Below are 16,862 nucleotides of genomic sequence, written 5' to 3'. Positions count from 1 at the left end.
GCTTATCCCCGCCCGATGTAAGGCATTTGCGACGCCATAACGGTCATGGATTGCACATTCGCATTCAACGGCAACTCTGCCATATGCAAAACGGCTTCTGCGGCATGACGCACATCCATTGTCGGCATCTCAGTCTGTGTGGACTTTAATGCCGCAACCATGTCCGTTTCAGCATTTCCAATATCAATTTGCCCACAGGCCACGTTACAGGCCCGCCCGTCCAGCGAAATCGTTTTGGTAAGTCCTGACACCGCGTGTTTTGTGGTCGTATAGCAGACTGAATTGGGCCGCGGCACATGGGCGGACAATGATCCGTTGTTGATGATGCGGCCCCCTTGCGGGGTTTGGGCACGCATCTGCGCAAAAGCAAGCTGTGCGGCGATGAACATGCCCCCCACATTGACGTTCAACACTTGCATCCATTGGTCCAAAGGCACCTCATCAATGGGAGCGGACGGACCGAACATACCGGCATTGTTGAACAAGGCATCCAATCTGCCTGCCTGCGATGTGAAGGCTGCAAACGCCGCCGACATCGCATCAGCGTCTGTAACATCCGCTGGCAAAGCAATGGCCGTATCGTATGTGTTGGCGATGTCTTCCAACACCTCCCCACGCCGCGCGATCAAGCCCACCTGCCAACCGCCTTCCAAAAACAGCTCTGCTGTGGCACGGCCAATCCCTGAACTCGCACCTGTGATGATGATGGACTTCATAAAAATTCCTCCGGTTCTTCTTGAGCCAATGTCAAAGGTGCAGGCGCCACACTGCGCAAATCATCCACACGCAAAGGTTCCGTGGGCTTCGACAAACGGTTACGCACGACCCAGATCAACCGGTTTTGTGCTCGTGTTATTGCCACGTAAGCAAGACGTTTCCACAGGGGTTGCCCCGCTTCCATGCGCCCCATACGCGCCGCCACAAACAAGTCGGGGGCGAACACTTGAACAGTGTCCCATTGGGACCCCTGCGCTTTGTGAATGGTCACCGCCGCACCGTGCAAAAACGTGGCGCCCATACGGGCAGCAAAGGGAATAAAGGGTTCTTCTTCATCCGGCTTTTCAATTTTAACAATAGATGCGGCACTGACTTGTGGGTCTTCGGCACCCATCACATGCAAACGCGAAAACCCCGGTTTACGGCCTTCGCCCAGGTAAACAACCTGTGCCCCTTTGATCAGCCCCCGCGCCTCTAGATCGAGACGTTTTTTGCGGTGCTTCATCGGCAGCTCAATCCCGTCACAAATCAAAGGTTCGCCTTCCGCCAAAGCGTCTTCCGGCGCACCATAAACATTGCGAAACGCATTGATCAAACGGATGCGGGTGGCATTGCGCCATACCAACACAGGACTGCGGGCCATCAAATCGACTTCCACACGTTGCCCCCATACAACGCGTTCATCTTTTTGGGCCGCATCTTCGACCATCTTTTCAAACTGGTGAAACTCAAGACTGGGGTCAGCCAAAGCATGAGCCAAATCCAAGATCGGATTGTCTGCGGTCTGCCTGTGTACCCTGTTCAAATTCAGGATGCGCGTGTCAGGCAGTTTGTCAAAGACCATCGTACCTGACTGCTTCACAGGCGCCAGCTGCGCGGGATCACCAAAAAGCAAAAGTGTCGGAAAAATCTCTTTCAGGTCTTCGAATTGCTTGTCGTCCAGCATCGAACTTTCATCGATGAAACCGATGTCCAGCGGTTCTTCGCGTCGCTTCCAGCCGGTAATAAAATCGGATCCGCGCAATCCAGCGGCCGCAAGCGCACCGGGAATAGATTTGTTACCCGCATAGAAAGCCGCTGCGCGGTCCAATGCAAGGTCCGTCAGACCCTCAATTTCGGGGCGTTCACCGTTACCCGCCAGCCATTCTGCGATCCGTTCATATTCGGGATCATACACAGGCGTGTACAAAATACGGTGAATCGTCGTTGCAGGCACTCCGCGCAAACGCAAAACAGACGCAGCTTTGTTCGTCGGCGCCAAAATGGCCAGCGTGCGCTTGTCCTTGCGCTTTTTGCTTTCGTAATCCCCCGAAACGACGTCAACACCGGCGCCTTCAAGCGCCTTATAGAGTTCCGCCAGCAAAAGGGTTTTCCCTGACCCAGCCTTGCCCGTGACACCCATCACAGAGGACGCCGTCCCCTTTGGAGGCAAAAGCAAGCTATCGTCTAAATCGATCCCCGCCAAACGCAGCATTTCTGCGATGCTGTCATAGGCATTCGCCTGATCGTCCGAGAATGTAATGGCTGTAGAGGTCATGGCGCGACCCTACAGAGGGCATGCGCACACCACCACAGGGTTTTGCGGAATATTAGGCGCTTTGTGCTAAATCTTGCGCATCATCCGCGCCAAACGACCGGTCGAACCATAGCTGGGACAAAGCAAGAGACACGCCAGCGCGGCGCAGGACTTTGTTGCGATCTGCCGCATCATAGTGCCACAGACCCACACTGACCTGATCACGGCCTGCACCATCCCGCCCAAGTACGTCAGGGGACGCACCAAGCATGCGATAAATGCGAACCATACGGGCGTCAAAAACACCAACAAAGTGCTCGACGTTGAAATGATGCATGACTTCACCACACGCGACCACCAAAAGGGCGGCCATGCGGCTGCTTGCAGTGCGAGACAGACAAAACCGTGTGCATTCCCAGATCAGTGGGCTGCGAACTTCGCCGCCGCCTATAACATGGCTGAAATGTTCGTTAACCATCGTCCGCCCTGTTGTCGGTAAAAACCGCATCGATCCCCCATGGGACCCATCTGCGTTTTCCCAGATCACGTAAAGCGGGTTCAGCTCGTCGTATTGGTCCTTTTCGAACCCGTGCTCGTCCACAGAAACCTCCCAGCCCAAACGGGTCTTGAATTGGTCTGCACGGTCGCGAAACATGGACGCTGCAAGTTGGGGATATTGGTAAAGATCGTTGGCATAAACATATCGCAGCATTGGGGCTCTCCTTGTCCAATTCGGTCACTGACCTGAAGCAAGTATTACCTATGCGTGTGTTAATGTGTAATATTCAACCCGTACGATAGATTAATTGATTGCGCAACGGGGGGGTCCGGGCGATTCTTAGGGGTGTCGGGTCACACCACGATCAACCCCCTGCTCAAAGCGCGTGCAACAGCATGTGTCGTGTTCATCGCCCCAAGTTTGAAGCGCGCACTTTCGATGTAAACGCGCACCGTATGCTCCGAAATCGACAATTCATCCGCGACCTGAGCCCGGCTGTGTCCCAAAGCCAGCAACGTCATGGCATCGACTTCACGCGGTGACAATGACGCCGACTGAATAAACGGTTTGCGCCCTTTTTCCAGCTCCAGAGCCTGTTGATTAAAGAAATGCGCGATCAGGATCAGGTCCCGGCGATTTTCGCTTGTAAATGCTTCCCATGAGGCATCGTCGCAGGTGTGGCTGATCGTGAATAGCGCGAATTGCCCGGCAGGGCCACGGATCGGAATACTGAACCCCTGGTTTCCGATGCCGTGTTTCATCGAATCTTCGCGGAAACTGCGTGACGCTTTGGATGACCAATCCAGCCGCTTCCAGTCAACCGCGTGAAAAATTTGAAAACACCCGACAATGACCGGATCGATACGGATGTAGTTCATTTCCAGATAACGTTCGCGCCAGGCGTCAGCGTAAGTGCCACAGCCATAGTGGTCACCTGAACTGTCCACCCAATGATAGACCATGTGATCCACAGCCATCTGGTCTCTTAGATGTTCTATTGCCGTTTGAAGCGCCTCAACGCCTTCAGCTTGCTCCAGTTCCTCCAATATGGTTTCCAACTGCGTAATCGTTTTCATGGCGTCGGCCGTGTAGCCTTTCATTTTTGGCAGCGATCTCGGCCATGGCAACGATTGCTGTGTCATCAAGCTGTTCGGCAAGTGCCATAAGCTCATTTGCACGTGCAAAGGTTTTCAAGTCCGTCAGAACGTCTAAAATCCAGTCACTTCTCATAACAGCTACACCTTTAGTTGGTTAACGATTGGTTAACACAACTATAACATGCGAGCTTTCTGATAAGAAATTCCCCTATTCCCACTCCCCAGAAATAGGGAGGCCGCGTTTTGTAAGTCTCTGAATGCAAATGAGTGGCCATGAAACGCGAAACGCCCGCGTCAGATTTGACTGATTCGCGGGCGCTTCAATTTCAACCTGAACGGTTGAAGAGGTTACTTTTTGGCGTCCAACACATCTTCCAACGTACGCAAACCGGTTTTGGGCGATTGCACAAGAACAGACATGTTGCCGGGCTTGTGTTCGTTGCGCAGCATTTTCATGTGTGCCGCGGGCAAGTCATTCCAAGCAAAAACTTCGGACATACACGGGTCCAATCGGCGCTCAACCATCAGGTTGTTGGCCGCAGACGCTTGTTTCAGATGCGCAAAGTGCGATCCTTGCAAGCGCTTCTGGTGCATCCACATGTAGCGCACATCAAACGTCAGGTTGAAGCCCGTTGTGCCCGCACAGATCACAACCATGCCGCCCTTTTTGCACACAAGCGTGGACACCGGGAACGTGCTTTCGCCGGGGTGTTCAAAGACCATATCGACGTTGTTGCCTTTGCCTGTGATTTCCCAGATTGCCGCGCCAAACTTGCGGGCTTCTTTGAACCAAGCGGCGTATTCGGGGGTATTCACCGTGGGCAGTTGGCCCCAGCAGTTATAATCTTTGCGGTTCAGAACCCCTTTAGCGCCCAGCCCCATAACAAAGTCGCGTTTGCTTTCGTCAGAAATCACACCAATGGCATTGGCACCCGCAGTGTTAATCAATTGGATCGCATAGGATCCCAAACCGCCAGATGCCCCCCAGACCAAAACGTTTTGGCCAGGTTTTAAATCGTGGGGTTCATGACCGAACAACATGCGGTACGCCGTGGCCAGCGTCAGCGTGTAGCAAGCAGCCTCTTCCCACGTTAGGTGCTTTGGGCGTGGCATGAGCTGCTGCGCTTGCACGTTTGTGAACTGGGAAAACGATCCATCAGGCGTCTCATATCCCCAGATGCGCTGGCTGGTCGAAAACATCGGGTCGCCACCGTTGCAATGCTCATCATCGCCGTCATCCTGGTTGCAGTGAATGACCACTTCATCGCCGACTTTCCAGCGCTTCACCTTGTCACCAACAGCCCAAACGATACCCGCCGCGTCGGAACCCGCAATATGGTAAGGCTGTTTGTGGCCGTCAAACGGGCTGATCGGTTGACCAAGAGCCGCCCAAACACCGTTGTAGTTCACGCCTGCTGCCATCACCAGAACCAGCACTTCGTGGCTGTCGAGCGTTGGCACGTCGACGACTTCTTCCATCATGGCTGTGTCAGGTTCACCGTGGCGTTCACGGCGGATGGTCCACGCATACATCTTCTGAGGGACGTAACCCATGGGCGGCATTTCCCCCATTTCGTACAAGTCTTTCTCGGGTGCTTCATATTGCGCGATGCCATTGTCCAAAGCCATGGGAACCTCCACTTTACCTGTTTGCCGCAATGCAGAATCGCATTGCCGTTCAAATGTGGAATATGGCCCACCGAGTAACATTGCAACCCTACGGAGGTCATTATTGTAATTTTATGACCCCGCAGTCGCAGAAAATTATTCTGCAACTGCATCCTCTTCGTCGAAATAGTGCGCGATCGAATTGGAATAAAATGCTGCAACGTCTTTCGCATCGGAATTCAAAGACCATCTGCCCTGATCTTGGGCAATGATGTTGCGTTGACCCAGGTTGGCGCAGGCACGTGTGACAAGATCTTCAATCTTGTCATTGTGCAAAATCGGCGCAGGGCCATTACACTGCGCCATCACGTTTTTCACCGCAACTTCCAGTGCCTTTTGGTTCAAAGGGCCATCTGCCATCAAAAACACGCGGCACATCAACGAAATTTCCATCACAGGCATAATCCTTGAAATTTCGACCATCAAATCCTGTGCCAGTTTTTCAGGGTTCGGCTTGCTGCCGTAGGTTTTGACCGACACCGGTTCTCCGAAAGCCACTGCAGCTTGCCCAAATCGCAAGAAACGGCCTGTTAACCGCAGCCAGACCTTGCGCAAAACAAATTTGAAAACCACCGACACTTTCCCACCGAACCGCCGGTCCCCCCGTTGGTCCGCTGCAATCAACACCCGGTCTTCCAGAACACGATCATAGTTGATCGCCACAGGGACAAATAGAATGTCGCGACCTTCAGGGTCGTAGGCATCCAGCACATAGGTCAACAGACCCAACTTGGGCGGGCGCAGTTTGCCATTCAGGGTTAACCCACCTTCGGGGAAAATTGCCTGCGTCACCCCGCCTTCTGTGGCCATCTGCACATAGCGCGCCAAGACCTTGCGATAAAGTGCGCCTCGCGATTTGCGCCGGATAAAGTAGGCGCCCAATGATTTGATCAAGCGGGTCAGCGGCCAAACCCGCGCCCATTCGCCAACTGCATAGGACAAAGCCGAAGCTTGCGCGGCAAGGTAAGTCACAAGCAAATAATCCATATTGCTGCGATGGTTCATGATAAAAATGACGGTGGCATCCTTGGGCAAACCAGCCAACCGTTCATCATGCCCATCCGCTGTGCGCACGTCGTAAAGGCCATTGCTGATCCAACGCGCGATACGAATTCCAAGACCAAAATAGGTGAAGGCACTAAAACTGGGCACAATTTCACGCGCATATTTGCGGGCTTTTTCAAAGCCTACATTTTCAGGGACATCATGTTCCTTGGCGTATTCCACAATCGCTTGCGTCACCTGGGGATCATAAATAATGCGCTGGATCATGTCATACCGCCGCGCCAGCTTGAATGGCTCAATAGGACGGGTCAGCCGCTTGTTCAGGCGTTTGACGGCCTTTTCCAAACGTCGGCGAAAAAACCACCGCACAGAAGGAAACAGAAAATGCGACGCAAACGTCACCGTCGCGAAAAACACGATCAGCACAAATAGCCAGATAGGTATTTCTACGGTCTGAAACATCACCAATGACATTTACAGGCATACGGCCTTTGGTAAACATAAATACGCATCGACCATCCACCGGTTCGCAAAAATGCAGGAACATGATGTATACGCAAGATTCATTTTTCACCCTGACCACCATCGGCCAAATCGGGCTGGCTGTTGTGTCACTGGCTTTGTCGGCGTTTTTGATTTTTGCGGTGTTTCGCCTGCGCCTGAAGCCCTTTTGGCATTTCGTCAGCGCCTGCGTCGCCCTGTGGGCGTTTGTTTGGCTATCACCACAGGTTTATTATGCGTATTACAGGATCTTGATCGACGGGTTGCCGGCAAAGATCGTAGTAAAGGCACCGCCTGGCGTCGTCGACGTGGTCAGGCTTTACGGTTTTGCCAGTGCTGGAACGCTGTCCGGCCTTGGCCAAAGCCTTTTGGGATGGGCGTTGCTTATCTCCGTGGCGTCAAAGTGGTTACGCCGCAACGCAGCGAATTGACACTTGCCTAAAGTTTCTTATATCTCAACCCAAGCGCAAGAATATTGCTTTCTCCGATTCATGAGGCCCCTATGACAGATGTTAAAAAAGACCGCCCCTGGTTGATCCGAACCTACGCAGGCCATTCAACTGCCAAAGCCTCGAACCTGTTGTACCGCTCGAATTTGGCCAAAGGCCAAACCGGCCTGTCGGTGGCTTTCGATCTGCCCACGCAGACCGGATATGACAGCGACCACGTTCTTTCACGGGGCGAAGTTGGTAAAGTGGGCGTTCCCGTGTCGCACCTTGGCGACATGCGGGCATTGTTTCAGGACATTCCTCTGGAACAAATGAACACGTCCATGACGATAAACGCAACGGCTCCATGGTTGTTGGCTTTGTATATTGCGGTCGCTGAGGAACAAGGCGCCGATGTTTCGGGTCTTCAAGGTACTGTTCAAAACGATTTGATCAAAGAATACCTAAGCCGCGGCACATACATCTGCCCGCCAAAACCATCTTTGAAAATGATCGCGGATGTGGCTGAGTATTGCTACACGAATGTCCCGAAATGGAACCCTATGAACGTGTGTTCGTATCACCTGCAAGAAGCAGGCGCGACACCAGAACAGGAATTGGCATTTGCGCTGGCCACCGCCACTGCCGTTCTCGATGAATTGCGCCCACGCGTACCCGCAGAAGATTTCCCAACACTGGTAGGCCGTATTTCGTTTTTCGTAAATGCCGGCATTCGGTTTGTGACCGAGATGTGCAAAATGCGCGCCTTTGTCGATCTGTGGGACGAGATTTGCGAAAAACGCTACGGCGTCATCGATGCCAAATACCGCCGTTTTCGCTACGGCGTGCAAGTGAATTCGCTTGGGTTGACCGAACAGCAGCCCGAAAACAACGTATACCGCATATTGATCGAAATGCTGGCAGTCACCCTGTCCAAAAAGGCACGTGCCCGCGCCGTCCAATTGCCTGCATGGAATGAAGCCCTTGGGTTGCCACGCCCATGGGATCAACAGTGGTCCATGCGTATGCAGCAGATTATGGCATTTGAAACCGACCTTTTAGAATTTGACGATCTATTTGATGGCAACCCTGCCGTGGACGCCAAAGTTGAAGAACTCAAAGACGGTGCACGGTCTGAACTGGCCAATTTGGATTCGATGGGCGGCGCCATCGACGCGATTGACTATATGAAAGCGCAATTGGTTGGTTCAAATGCTGCGCGCCTCAATCGAATTGAGGCCGGTGAAACGATTGTGGTGGGTGTCAATAAATACACCAGCGGCGAACCTTCCCCACTGATGAGCGAAGACGGCGGCATTATGGTGGTTGATCCAGCCGTCGAACAAGAACAGATTGACCGTCTGAATGAATGGCGCGGCGGACGCGATCAAGCCGCGGTCGACGCTGCACTTGCCGATCTACGTGCGGCAGCCAGCGAAGGGCGCAACGTTATGGAACCTTCCATCGCTGCGGCAAAAGCGGGCGTTACAACGGGCGAATGGGCCGCGCAAATGCGCGCTGTTCATGGCGAATACCGTGGCCCGACAGGCGTAGCAGCGGGCCAATCCAACATGACCGAAGGCTTGGATCATCTACGTGAAGCCGTTGATCTGGTCAGCGACAAACTGGGACGTCGCCTAAAATTCTTGGTGGGCAAACCCGGTTTGGACGGCCATTCAAATGGTGCGGAACAAATCGCAGTTCGCGCCCGAGATTGCGGAATGGACATCACCTATGAAGGCATTCGTTTAACGCCAGACGAAATTGTCGCTGCGGCAAAATCGGACGACGCACATGTTGTGGGCCTTTCAATTTTATCAGGTAGCCATATTCCTCTTGTCGAAGATTTGATGGTGAAAATGCGTGACGCAGGTTTGGGCGATATTCCGGTAATTGTCGGTGGAATTATTCCCGATGACGACGCACAGCGACTGCGCACTATGGGGGTTGCCCGTGTGTACACGCCAAAAGACTTTGAGCTGAATACAATCATGATGGATATTGTCACTTTGGCTGATCCAAAGGCCGTCGCAGCCCAATAGCGCCTACCTGCAATTGAATTACTCTGGAAACTGTTGCACCAAGCCGCCTTAATGAATTAAGGCGGAACTGCAATAGTATTATAAAACGGGGCAAAACGATGAAAATCGATCTCAAATCAATGTCACGTAAAGAGTTAGAAAAGCTAAGAACCGACGTTGAAAAGGCTTTGACTTCGCTGAAAAATAAAGACCGCCGTGCGGCGCAAAAGGCTGCTGAAAAGGCCGCGTCTCAATTCGGTTTTACCTTGGATGAATTGACCGGCACCGCGAAAGCGGCCCCTGCAAAGAAAGACGGGCGCAAGACCCCAAAACCATCCAAACCACGTTACGCCAATCCAACCGATCCAAAACAGACATGGACGGGTAAAGGACGGCAGCCGAATTGGTTTAAAGAGGAAACTGAAAAGGGCACGACGCCTGAAGCAATGGAAATCAAATAAGATCACCGCCAGTGACATTACTTTTTTGAATTGAGACTGCATTCACGATGCAGTCTCAATCGGTCCATTAAACCGCCAAGGCGCCACGCCCAAAGATAAATCGCCACTTCGTGCCATCTTGCATGATGATTTCTCCTCCGCCCGCGCGTGGTGTCTCGTAGGTGGCTGTGCCTACCCCTTTTAGCCCGTTTGAACAGGTCACCGGGAATGTCACCATGCGTGTTTCTGAGGCCGGAGTGTAGCGACCCTGACATGAATTTCCGCCGTTGTTGACCTGAAACCAGCCTCCCTCCAGAAAGGTCGCTGTCGCCGTGCCGCGGTACACTGTGTTTGCAGGTCCTACAACGGCGACCGGATGGGTGACATCACAGGCGCTTAAGCCCAACACCGCCACCGCACATAAGCTCATCATCTTGTTCATTTTTCGCACTTTCCTTGTTACTGACGAACAATATTTGAACATCGTTCACGAAATTGGCCAGTATGGGATTCCAGACTTGTCTCTTGCCCCTGCCACCCCATGCAGGCAGGTTGGGACCACCGCAAAACAGAAAGAAAACCCATGACCGTTCACATTGGCGCAGCCCCCGAAGACATTGCAGAAACCGTTCTTATGCCGGGCGATCCTTACCGCGCGAAATGGGCGGCTGAAACGTTCTTGGACGATGCAAAACTTGTCAATGAAGTGCGCGGAATGCTTGGCTTTACAGGCACTTGGAAGGGAAATCGGGTCACGATCCAAGGGTCGGGTATGGGCATGCCGTCGCTGTCTATTTACGCCAATGAATTGATCAGCACCTACAACGCGCAAACCCTCATTCGGATCGGCAGCTGTGGTGGCATGCAATCACATGTCGGTATTCGCGATGTGATTATCGCAATGACTGCAAGCACCATCACATCGCCCTCGTCCGGTATATTTCGCGAAGTGAATTTCGCCCCTTGCGCAGATTATGGATTGCTTGAAGCGGCCGTTAAAGCCGCAAAACACAAAGATGCCACCACCCATGTTGGCGGGATTTATTCATCCGATGTTTTCTACGCGGAACGTCCCGATCTGGATGAACAAATGGTGCGCCACGGAATTCTTGGCGTCGAAATGGAGGCCGCAGAGCTATACATGCTTGCAGCCCGTCATGGACGTCGCGCATTGGCCGTTCTAACTGTCAGCGACCACTTGCAAACAGGCGAAGCCTTGCCCTCAGAGGATCGCGAAAAAACCTTTGGCGACATGGTTGAAATCGCACTCGAAGCTGCGTTTCCCGCCTAATGCCTCAAAGTCCGTGGGACCTGTCATAGCCATTCATCGCCGGTGACTGCCATCCGTTCAGGGTGGCAGGGTCCGCATCGAACACTTCGATCAACAAAGGATGGCACGCAGCAGTATCTGACGAATGTTCAGATGAACAATCACCTCCGGGGCATGCACTTAGCGCGCCCAACACATCAATTTCTGCAAAAAATTCAATGTAATCGCCCGGACGTACAGGAGAGGCTTTCATGAAATACTGCCCCGTATCACGGGTAAAGCCAGTGCACATAAAAACGTTCAGAACATCATGCACATGGGGTTCTGCCTCTTTTAAGCTGCATCCAAGATGCGCCGCCAACGCGCGGGTCAGGTTGGAATGACAACAGTGGTGATAGTGGCCACCCGACAACAGGTTGTGCGTATACGGATCGCAGCGCGTGCCAATCACATCATGAACGGACCCGCCAAATTCATCGATGCCGTACCACCCCAAAGTGTCGTACGTGACGGTCGCCATCGGCCGAAGCCCCGGGAACGAAGACCACATACGTTCGCCTGTTGTGATGTGTGTTCCGTGCAGGGCGCGTGTTTTTCCAGAATAAAACCGCTCTTGCAAATCATCAGCGCTCCACAGGTTCAAATCACCAACTTGCGATCCCTCAATCGACTTGATCCGGAAGAATTGCCCTGCCTTAACGCGAAACGTCGCCGCATCCCGCGCTGGCGCGACAACTTCGGAGACTTTGGTCAAAGTCGTCCTCGCCTGCTCATACAGCGCCATATCCGGCGCTGGCAATGTCTCGACTGGGTAGCACACAACCGGTGAAATTGCCTTTCGGGCAGCGGCGTCTTGGGGGATTGTCATGGGCCAGATCCTGTATGGTTTTCACGTAGTTTGGCGCACTTGATCACGACCTACAATCAAAGATGCGATGTGGCGCCACGGTTGCCCGCAGCGCCACTTAAAATCACTCCGGTTTGGATGGCGTAGGTTTTGGGTCAGTTAGCGCCCACTTCAGCAACCCACCGCCTTTACCTGCAGCCCCGTACCAGTCTTCGTTTCGCGTCAAATACATTGTGCCCGCCAAAGCCACAAAGGCAAGTGTAGATCCTGCCAGCAAAGCATAATCGGCACTTTGCAAAATCAGATAAAGGACGGCGTAAAGCACAATCAGCAACCCGCCAAGCGCCGCGGTGCGTGTGCCCATTTTCATCGCAGTCGCGGCAAACATCACCAACAAAGCAATGGTGGCCCCACTGGCTGCCAGATAGGCCAGATCAAAGCCGATCTGTTCGGCGTAGGCCAGCATCAACAACACGAACACAGACTGGGCCAATCCAACCATGACATATTGCACGGGATGGGCGGGGCGCACAGATGTGCGATCCAGCAAAAGGATCGTCAAGAACGTCAGCGCAATGAATAGAATGCCGTATTCGGCGGCACGGTAGATTGTGCGGTAAAAATCGTTTGGCGTGATAAACATCACCCCCATCGTCGCAGTTTCACGCGCCACAGCGTCCGGATTTTCACGTGAGACTTGCGGCAACGCGCGTGCGAGATGAGGCACTTCCCATGTGGCTGTGAAACCGCCATCACTGATGTTCGAGCCGTTGGGCAAAAAAGACCCTGTAAAGCTAGGGTCAGGCCAATCACTGTTGAAGGTCACCGTGCTGGTGCGACCAACTGCGCTGGCATGCAATGTATGGGCGCCATTTGCGCCCAAAGTCAGCTTGTACTGCGATATTTTTCGTGGATCTCCCACCAATGACGAAATACCGTTTTGTCCGTTTGCCAATGGCTCCAACGTCAGTTCTTGGGCGTCCGCCTGCAACACCGCAGCCCCGCGCAAGGCGCGGTTTCGTGACACATAAACATGCAGCGCCGCCTGATCCCACACCAGCACTTCGTTGTTTTGCAGCGCTTTTGAGGCATCATCTGCCCGCATGTCAAACCGCGCTTCGACGGCGGCCGTATATACCGGTACGTTGAAAATTCCGCGATGGCGTTGTTGGGTTTGTGTGGTGATCTCCAGATCAAACTGGTCGGGATACATGTACACAGAAGGGCGTGATTCTGTGATCTTTTCCTCAAAATATTCGTAAATTATTGCATCATTACTGTCGCGTTTAGCCTGCCCAGTGACAGGATCCAACACCTTGCGTTTGCGGTTGTAAATCACGTCTTCGGTGACAGGGATAACCAGCTGCGGTCCGGAAAACAGCTGTCCGCCGCCCCATTCCTGACCCAGACTACGAATTGTGTCTTCTGAATAATGCGACCGCGAATTGACAATATCACCTATGAACCCCAACGGGATGAACATAAGCAATGTGAGTAGGCCCACGACAAGGAACCTAAGACCGGATGATTTAAGCACGTAACTGTCCTTTGCTGAAGTTTTGCAACGTCAGCGATACGGTCTGAGGGCGCAGAAAACCGGGGCAGTTTGTGCAGATTTTGTGCAGTTCAGTCTTTTTCGGGGTACATCAATGCAAACAATGCCAAAGCCGCATCTTCTTTGTCGATGTCGCCTTTGTCATACCCGCTGCCGAATTGCGCATTGGTGTCTTTGTTGTCGTAGTGATCTTCAAAAACCCGCCCCAGTCGCATCATCATGTCAGCGACTTCCCAGGCAAACCGCTGCTCGCCCATGGCCACGCGGTTCAGGTAATGCATGCGGCCGCTCAGGGCGCGGCATGCCGCCCTGAACTCTTCTTTGTTGTCGAATTTAAGCTTTGCTTCGCTCAAACGCGGCGCTCTACCATCATTTTCTTGATGTTTGCGATGGCCTCCGCCGGGTTCAGACCTTTGGGGCACGTTTTTGCACAGTTCATGATCGTGTGGCAGCGGTACAATTTGAACGGATCTTCCAGTTCGTCCAGACGCTCACCCGTTGCTTCATCACGGCTGTCGATGATCCAGCGATACGCATGCAACAACGCTGCTGGTCCCAGATACCGATCGCCATTCCACCAATAGCTTGGGCATGATGTTGAACAAGATGCGCACATCACACATTCATACAAACCATCCAGCTTCTTGCGATCTTCAATGGACTGGCGCCATTCTTTGGCCGGGCGGTTGGTCTTGGTTTCCAGCCACGGCATGATAGATGCATGCTGGGCATAGAAATGCGTCAAGTCAGGGATAAGGTCACGCACAACGGACATGTGCGGCAACGGATAAATGCGCACATCCCCTTTGATTTCATCCATGCCGTAGATGCAGGCCAATGTATTGATCCCGTCGATGTTCATCGCGCAGGATCCACAAATGCCTTCGCGGCAGGACCGGCGGAACGTCAAGGTCGGGTCAATCTCGTTCTTGATCTTGATCAGCGCATCCAGAACCATTGGTCCGCAGGTGTCCATATCGACCCAATACGTATCCAACGAAGGGTTTTTACCATCGTCCGGATTCCAGCGGTAAATGCTGAATTTGCGAAGGTTCGTTGCGCCTTCGGGTTTTGGCCACGTCTTGCCCGTGGTCATCCGAGAGTTCTTGGGAAGTGTCAGTTGAACCATATCTGGTCTCCTTTCAAGCGGTCAGCACGGCAAGGCCGGCTTTAGCTACGCACTGTTGGGTCTTGGGGCGTTCCAGGATGCTTTGCACCAGAACGACTGTAGATTCATCGACGCCGACCACGGCGTCTTTTGCAAATTCGCCGATTTCGCGCCCCGATGCGTTGTCGATAACGCAGTCCGAGAACGGGGTCACAGCGGCTTTGGGCACAAAGGGAAAGCGTGTGGACAAGGTTTCCGCCACAGCGGCTTTGGCGCTTTTGCGCGCCACATCGTCCACCGCTTTGGTGGCCTCGTCGCAGCCCGCGAGGGCTACAACACAAAGTCCAAGTGCTGCGATGCGCATTAGAATGTGCGCACTTTCGGGGCGATTTTCTTGGGATCGATCCCACCGTCATTGTGGCTGGTCAAAGGCGCCACATGCACGCCGCGGTAGCCCAAAGAGGCTTTGTTTTCGCCTTGGAACCAGATCAAGGAGTGCTTGCGCCAGTTTTCGTCGTCACGTTCGGGGAAGTCTTCGTGGGCATGCGCCCCGCGGCTTTCTGTACGTGCTTCCGCCCCCACAATCGTGGCTACGGCATTGGGTAGCAAATTCGCCAATTCCAATGTTTCCATCAAATCGGAGTTCCAGACCAAGGACCGATCCGTGACGCCCACGTCCGACCATTTGGCCGCGACGTCTTCCATCTTCGCTTTACCTTCGGCCAGCGTGTCTTTGGCACGGAACACAGCGGCGTCTTTTTGCATGGTTTGCTGCATTTCCAGACGCAGTTCCGCAGTGGGCGTGTGGCCTTTGGCGTAGCGTGTGTTGTCGAAGCGTTCGATCGCGGCATCCACGGACTTCTGGTTCGGCGTTGGAATTGCACTGTCGCGATCCACAACCTTGCCAGCGCGGATCGCCGCCGCGCGACCGAACACCACAAGATCGATAAGCGAGTTTGATCCAAGGCGGTTTGCACCGTGCACCGACGCACAGCCCGCTTCGCCCACAGCCATAAGGCCCGGCGACACACGATCTGGTTCGTCCGCCGTCGGTGCCAGCACCTCGCCCCAATAGTTCGTTGGAATGCCACCCATGTTGTAGTGCACCGTTGGCAGCACTGGGATCGGTTCCTTGGTCAGGTCAACACCGGCAAACACACGCGCACTTTCGGAAATACCCGGCAGACGCAGGTCCAGCGTTTCTTTGGGCAAGTGGTTGAGGTTGAGGTGGATGTGATCCCCCCCGGACCCAACGCCGCGCCCCTCGCGGATTTCCATTGTCATGCACCGGCTCACATAGTCACGCGGTGCGAGGTCTTTGTACTGTGGCGCGTAGCGTTCCATGAAACGCTCACCTTCAGAGTTTGTCAGATACCCGCCTTCGCCGCGCGCCCCTTCCGTGATCAAACAGCCAGCGCCGTAAATGCCGGTTGGGTGAAATTGCACGAATTCCATGTCTTGCAATGGAAGGCCCGCGCGTGCGGTCATACCGCCGCCGTCGCCTGTGCAGGTGTGTGCAGACGTCGCCGAGAAGTACGCACGGCCATAACCGCCAGTGGCCAAAACAACCATTTTGGCGCTGAACAAATGTAGCGTGCCATCATCAAGTTTCCAGCACAGGACGCCTTGACACACACCATCATCGGACATGATCAAGTCGATTGCGAAATATTCAATGTAGAACTCAGCATTGTTCTTCAGGGATTGCCCATACAGCGTGTGCAAAATGGCATGGCCTGTGCGGTCTGCGGCGGCGCATGTACGCTGCACGGCAGGGCCTTCACCAAATTCGGTGGTGTGACCTCCAAAGGGGCGCTGATAGATTTTACCCTCTTCGGTGCGCGAGAATGGAACGCCGTAGTGCTCAAGCTCATAAACCGCCTTGGGGGCTTCGCGGGCGAGATATTCCATCGCGTCAGTGTCGCCCAACCAATCAGACCCTTTCACGGTGTCATACATGTGCCACTGCCAGTTGTCGGGGCCCATGTTGGACAGTGACGCGGCAATCCCACCTTGGGCGGCAACCGTGTGGGACCGTGTCGGGAAAACTTTGGTGACGCAGGCTGTGCGCAGCCCTTGCTCGGCCATACCAAGTGTCGCGCGCAACCCAGCGCCACCGGCACCGACCACAACCACGTCATATTCATGCGTTTCGTATTCGTAAGCAGCCATATCAAGGCCTCCTGTCGG

At 53.7% G+C, this 16,862-nt stretch carries 18 protein-coding genes; 4 read left to right on the top strand and 14 right to left on the bottom strand.

Annotation, left to right across the window (positions count from 1 at the left end):
• Nucleotides 1–2 precede the first annotated feature (2 nt).
• The 7 genes from ASD8599_RS04880 to ASD8599_RS04850 all read right to left on the bottom strand — a co-directional run bounded on the left by ASD8599_RS04880 (nucleotide 3) and on the right by ASD8599_RS04850 (nucleotide 6,964).
• Entirely contained in the window at nucleotides 3–716 is a 714-nt protein-coding gene (locus tag ASD8599_RS04880; protein WP_108827498.1) for an SDR family oxidoreductase, read from the bottom strand.
• On the bottom strand, nucleotides 713–2,254 hold the full coding sequence (locus ASD8599_RS04875; protein ID WP_108827497.1) for an ATP-dependent DNA helicase: 1,542 nt from the start codon (nucleotides 2,252–2,254) through the stop codon (nucleotides 713–715). Before ASD8599_RS04875 ends, ASD8599_RS04880 begins: the two co-directional genes overlap by 4 nt.
• A 52-nt stretch (nucleotides 2,255–2,306) precedes the next feature.
• On the bottom strand, nucleotides 2,307–2,945 hold the full coding sequence (locus ASD8599_RS04870; protein ID WP_108827496.1) for an acyl-homoserine-lactone synthase: 639 nt from the start codon (nucleotides 2,943–2,945) through the stop codon (nucleotides 2,307–2,309).
• A gap of 140 nt (nucleotides 2,946–3,085) precedes the next feature.
• Complete coding sequence (locus tag ASD8599_RS04865) at nucleotides 3,086–3,808, bottom strand: helix-turn-helix transcriptional regulator (protein ID WP_108827495.1); 723 nt, start codon at nucleotides 3,806–3,808, stop codon at nucleotides 3,086–3,088.
• Nucleotides 3,756–3,962 carry a hypothetical protein gene (locus ASD8599_RS04860; protein ID WP_108827494.1) on the bottom strand — a complete coding sequence of 69 codons (207 nt, stop codon included), beginning with the start codon at nucleotides 3,960–3,962 and terminating at the stop codon, nucleotides 3,756–3,758. Before ASD8599_RS04860 ends, ASD8599_RS04865 begins: the two co-directional genes overlap by 53 nt.
• Nucleotides 3,963–4,177: 215 nt before the next feature.
• On the bottom strand, nucleotides 4,178–5,458 hold the full coding sequence (ccrA, locus tag ASD8599_RS04855) for a crotonyl-CoA carboxylase/reductase (protein ID WP_108827493.1): 1,281 nt from the start codon (nucleotides 5,456–5,458) through the stop codon (nucleotides 4,178–4,180).
• Between the two features lie 135 nt (nucleotides 5,459–5,593).
• Complete coding sequence (locus ASD8599_RS04850; protein WP_108830008.1) at nucleotides 5,594–6,964, bottom strand: 1-acyl-sn-glycerol-3-phosphate acyltransferase; 1,371 nt, start codon at nucleotides 6,962–6,964, stop codon at nucleotides 5,594–5,596.
• 83 nt (nucleotides 6,965–7,047) lie between these two features.
• Between ASD8599_RS04850 and ASD8599_RS04845 the strand changes: the two genes are divergently transcribed.
• The 3 genes from ASD8599_RS04845 (at nucleotide 7,048) to ASD8599_RS04835 (ending at nucleotide 9,913) form a co-directional block, all read left to right on the top strand.
• Nucleotides 7,048–7,434, top strand: a complete 387-nt coding sequence (locus ASD8599_RS04845; RefSeq protein WP_146188186.1) for a hypothetical protein — start codon at nucleotides 7,048–7,050, stop codon at nucleotides 7,432–7,434.
• Between the two features lie 71 nt (nucleotides 7,435–7,505).
• Nucleotides 7,506–9,473 (top strand): protein meaA, encoded by a 1,968-nt coding sequence (locus tag ASD8599_RS04840; protein ID WP_108827491.1) that lies wholly within the window; start codon nucleotides 7,506–7,508, stop codon nucleotides 9,471–9,473.
• 98 nt (nucleotides 9,474–9,571) lie between these two features.
• Entirely contained in the window at nucleotides 9,572–9,913 is a 342-nt protein-coding gene (locus ASD8599_RS04835) for an H-NS histone family protein (protein ID WP_108827490.1), read from the top strand.
• A 67-nt stretch (nucleotides 9,914–9,980) separates the two neighbouring features.
• Here the strand turns inward: ASD8599_RS04835 and ASD8599_RS04830 are convergent, their stop codons facing one another.
• Nucleotides 9,981–10,334, bottom strand: coding sequence for a hypothetical protein (locus ASD8599_RS04830; RefSeq protein ID WP_108827489.1), 354 nt, complete (start codon nucleotides 10,332–10,334; stop codon nucleotides 9,981–9,983).
• A 141-nt stretch (nucleotides 10,335–10,475) separates the two neighbouring features.
• Here ASD8599_RS04830 and deoD point away from each other — a divergent pair, with 141 nt between their 5' ends.
• Nucleotides 10,476–11,183 carry a purine-nucleoside phosphorylase gene (gene deoD, locus ASD8599_RS04825; protein ID WP_108830007.1) on the top strand — a complete coding sequence of 236 codons (708 nt, stop codon included), beginning with the start codon at nucleotides 10,476–10,478 and terminating at the stop codon, nucleotides 11,181–11,183.
• A 4-nt stretch (nucleotides 11,184–11,187) separates the two neighbouring features.
• Here deoD and ASD8599_RS04820 read toward each other — a convergent pair whose 3' ends face one another.
• The 6 genes from ASD8599_RS04820 to sdhA form a co-directional block, all read right to left on the bottom strand.
• Nucleotides 11,188–12,030 carry an urea carboxylase-associated family protein gene (locus tag ASD8599_RS04820; RefSeq protein WP_108827488.1) on the bottom strand — a complete coding sequence of 281 codons (843 nt, stop codon included), beginning with the start codon at nucleotides 12,028–12,030 and terminating at the stop codon, nucleotides 11,188–11,190.
• A gap of 103 nt (nucleotides 12,031–12,133) precedes the next feature.
• Nucleotides 12,134–13,546, bottom strand: coding sequence for a cell envelope integrity protein CreD (creD, locus tag ASD8599_RS04815; protein WP_108827487.1), 1,413 nt, complete (start codon nucleotides 13,544–13,546; stop codon nucleotides 12,134–12,136).
• An 89-nt stretch (nucleotides 13,547–13,635) separates the two neighbouring features.
• Complete coding sequence (locus ASD8599_RS04810) at nucleotides 13,636–13,917, bottom strand: hypothetical protein (RefSeq protein ID WP_108827486.1); 282 nt, start codon at nucleotides 13,915–13,917, stop codon at nucleotides 13,636–13,638.
• Nucleotides 13,914–14,693: a succinate dehydrogenase iron-sulfur subunit gene (locus tag ASD8599_RS04805; protein ID WP_108827485.1), complete on the bottom strand. Its 780-nt coding sequence runs from the start codon at nucleotides 14,691–14,693 to the stop codon at nucleotides 13,914–13,916. Before ASD8599_RS04805 ends, ASD8599_RS04810 begins: the two co-directional genes overlap by 4 nt.
• Before the next feature lie 13 nt (nucleotides 14,694–14,706).
• Nucleotides 14,707–15,036, bottom strand: coding sequence for a hypothetical protein (locus tag ASD8599_RS04800; RefSeq protein WP_108827484.1), 330 nt, complete (start codon nucleotides 15,034–15,036; stop codon nucleotides 14,707–14,709).
• Nucleotides 15,036–16,844, bottom strand: coding sequence for a succinate dehydrogenase flavoprotein subunit (gene sdhA, locus ASD8599_RS04795; RefSeq protein ID WP_108827483.1), 1,809 nt, complete (start codon nucleotides 16,842–16,844; stop codon nucleotides 15,036–15,038). The genes ASD8599_RS04800 and sdhA overlap by 1 nt, the downstream gene beginning before the upstream one ends.
• Between the last annotated feature and the right edge of the window lie 18 nt (nucleotides 16,845–16,862).

Source organism: Ascidiaceihabitans donghaensis, from assembly GCF_900302465.1.
GTDB lineage: Bacteria > Pseudomonadota > Alphaproteobacteria > Rhodobacterales > Rhodobacteraceae > Ascidiaceihabitans > Ascidiaceihabitans donghaensis.
Note: the sequence above shows the minus strand (reverse complement) of the source record. Positions and strands in the feature narration are given on the sequence as shown.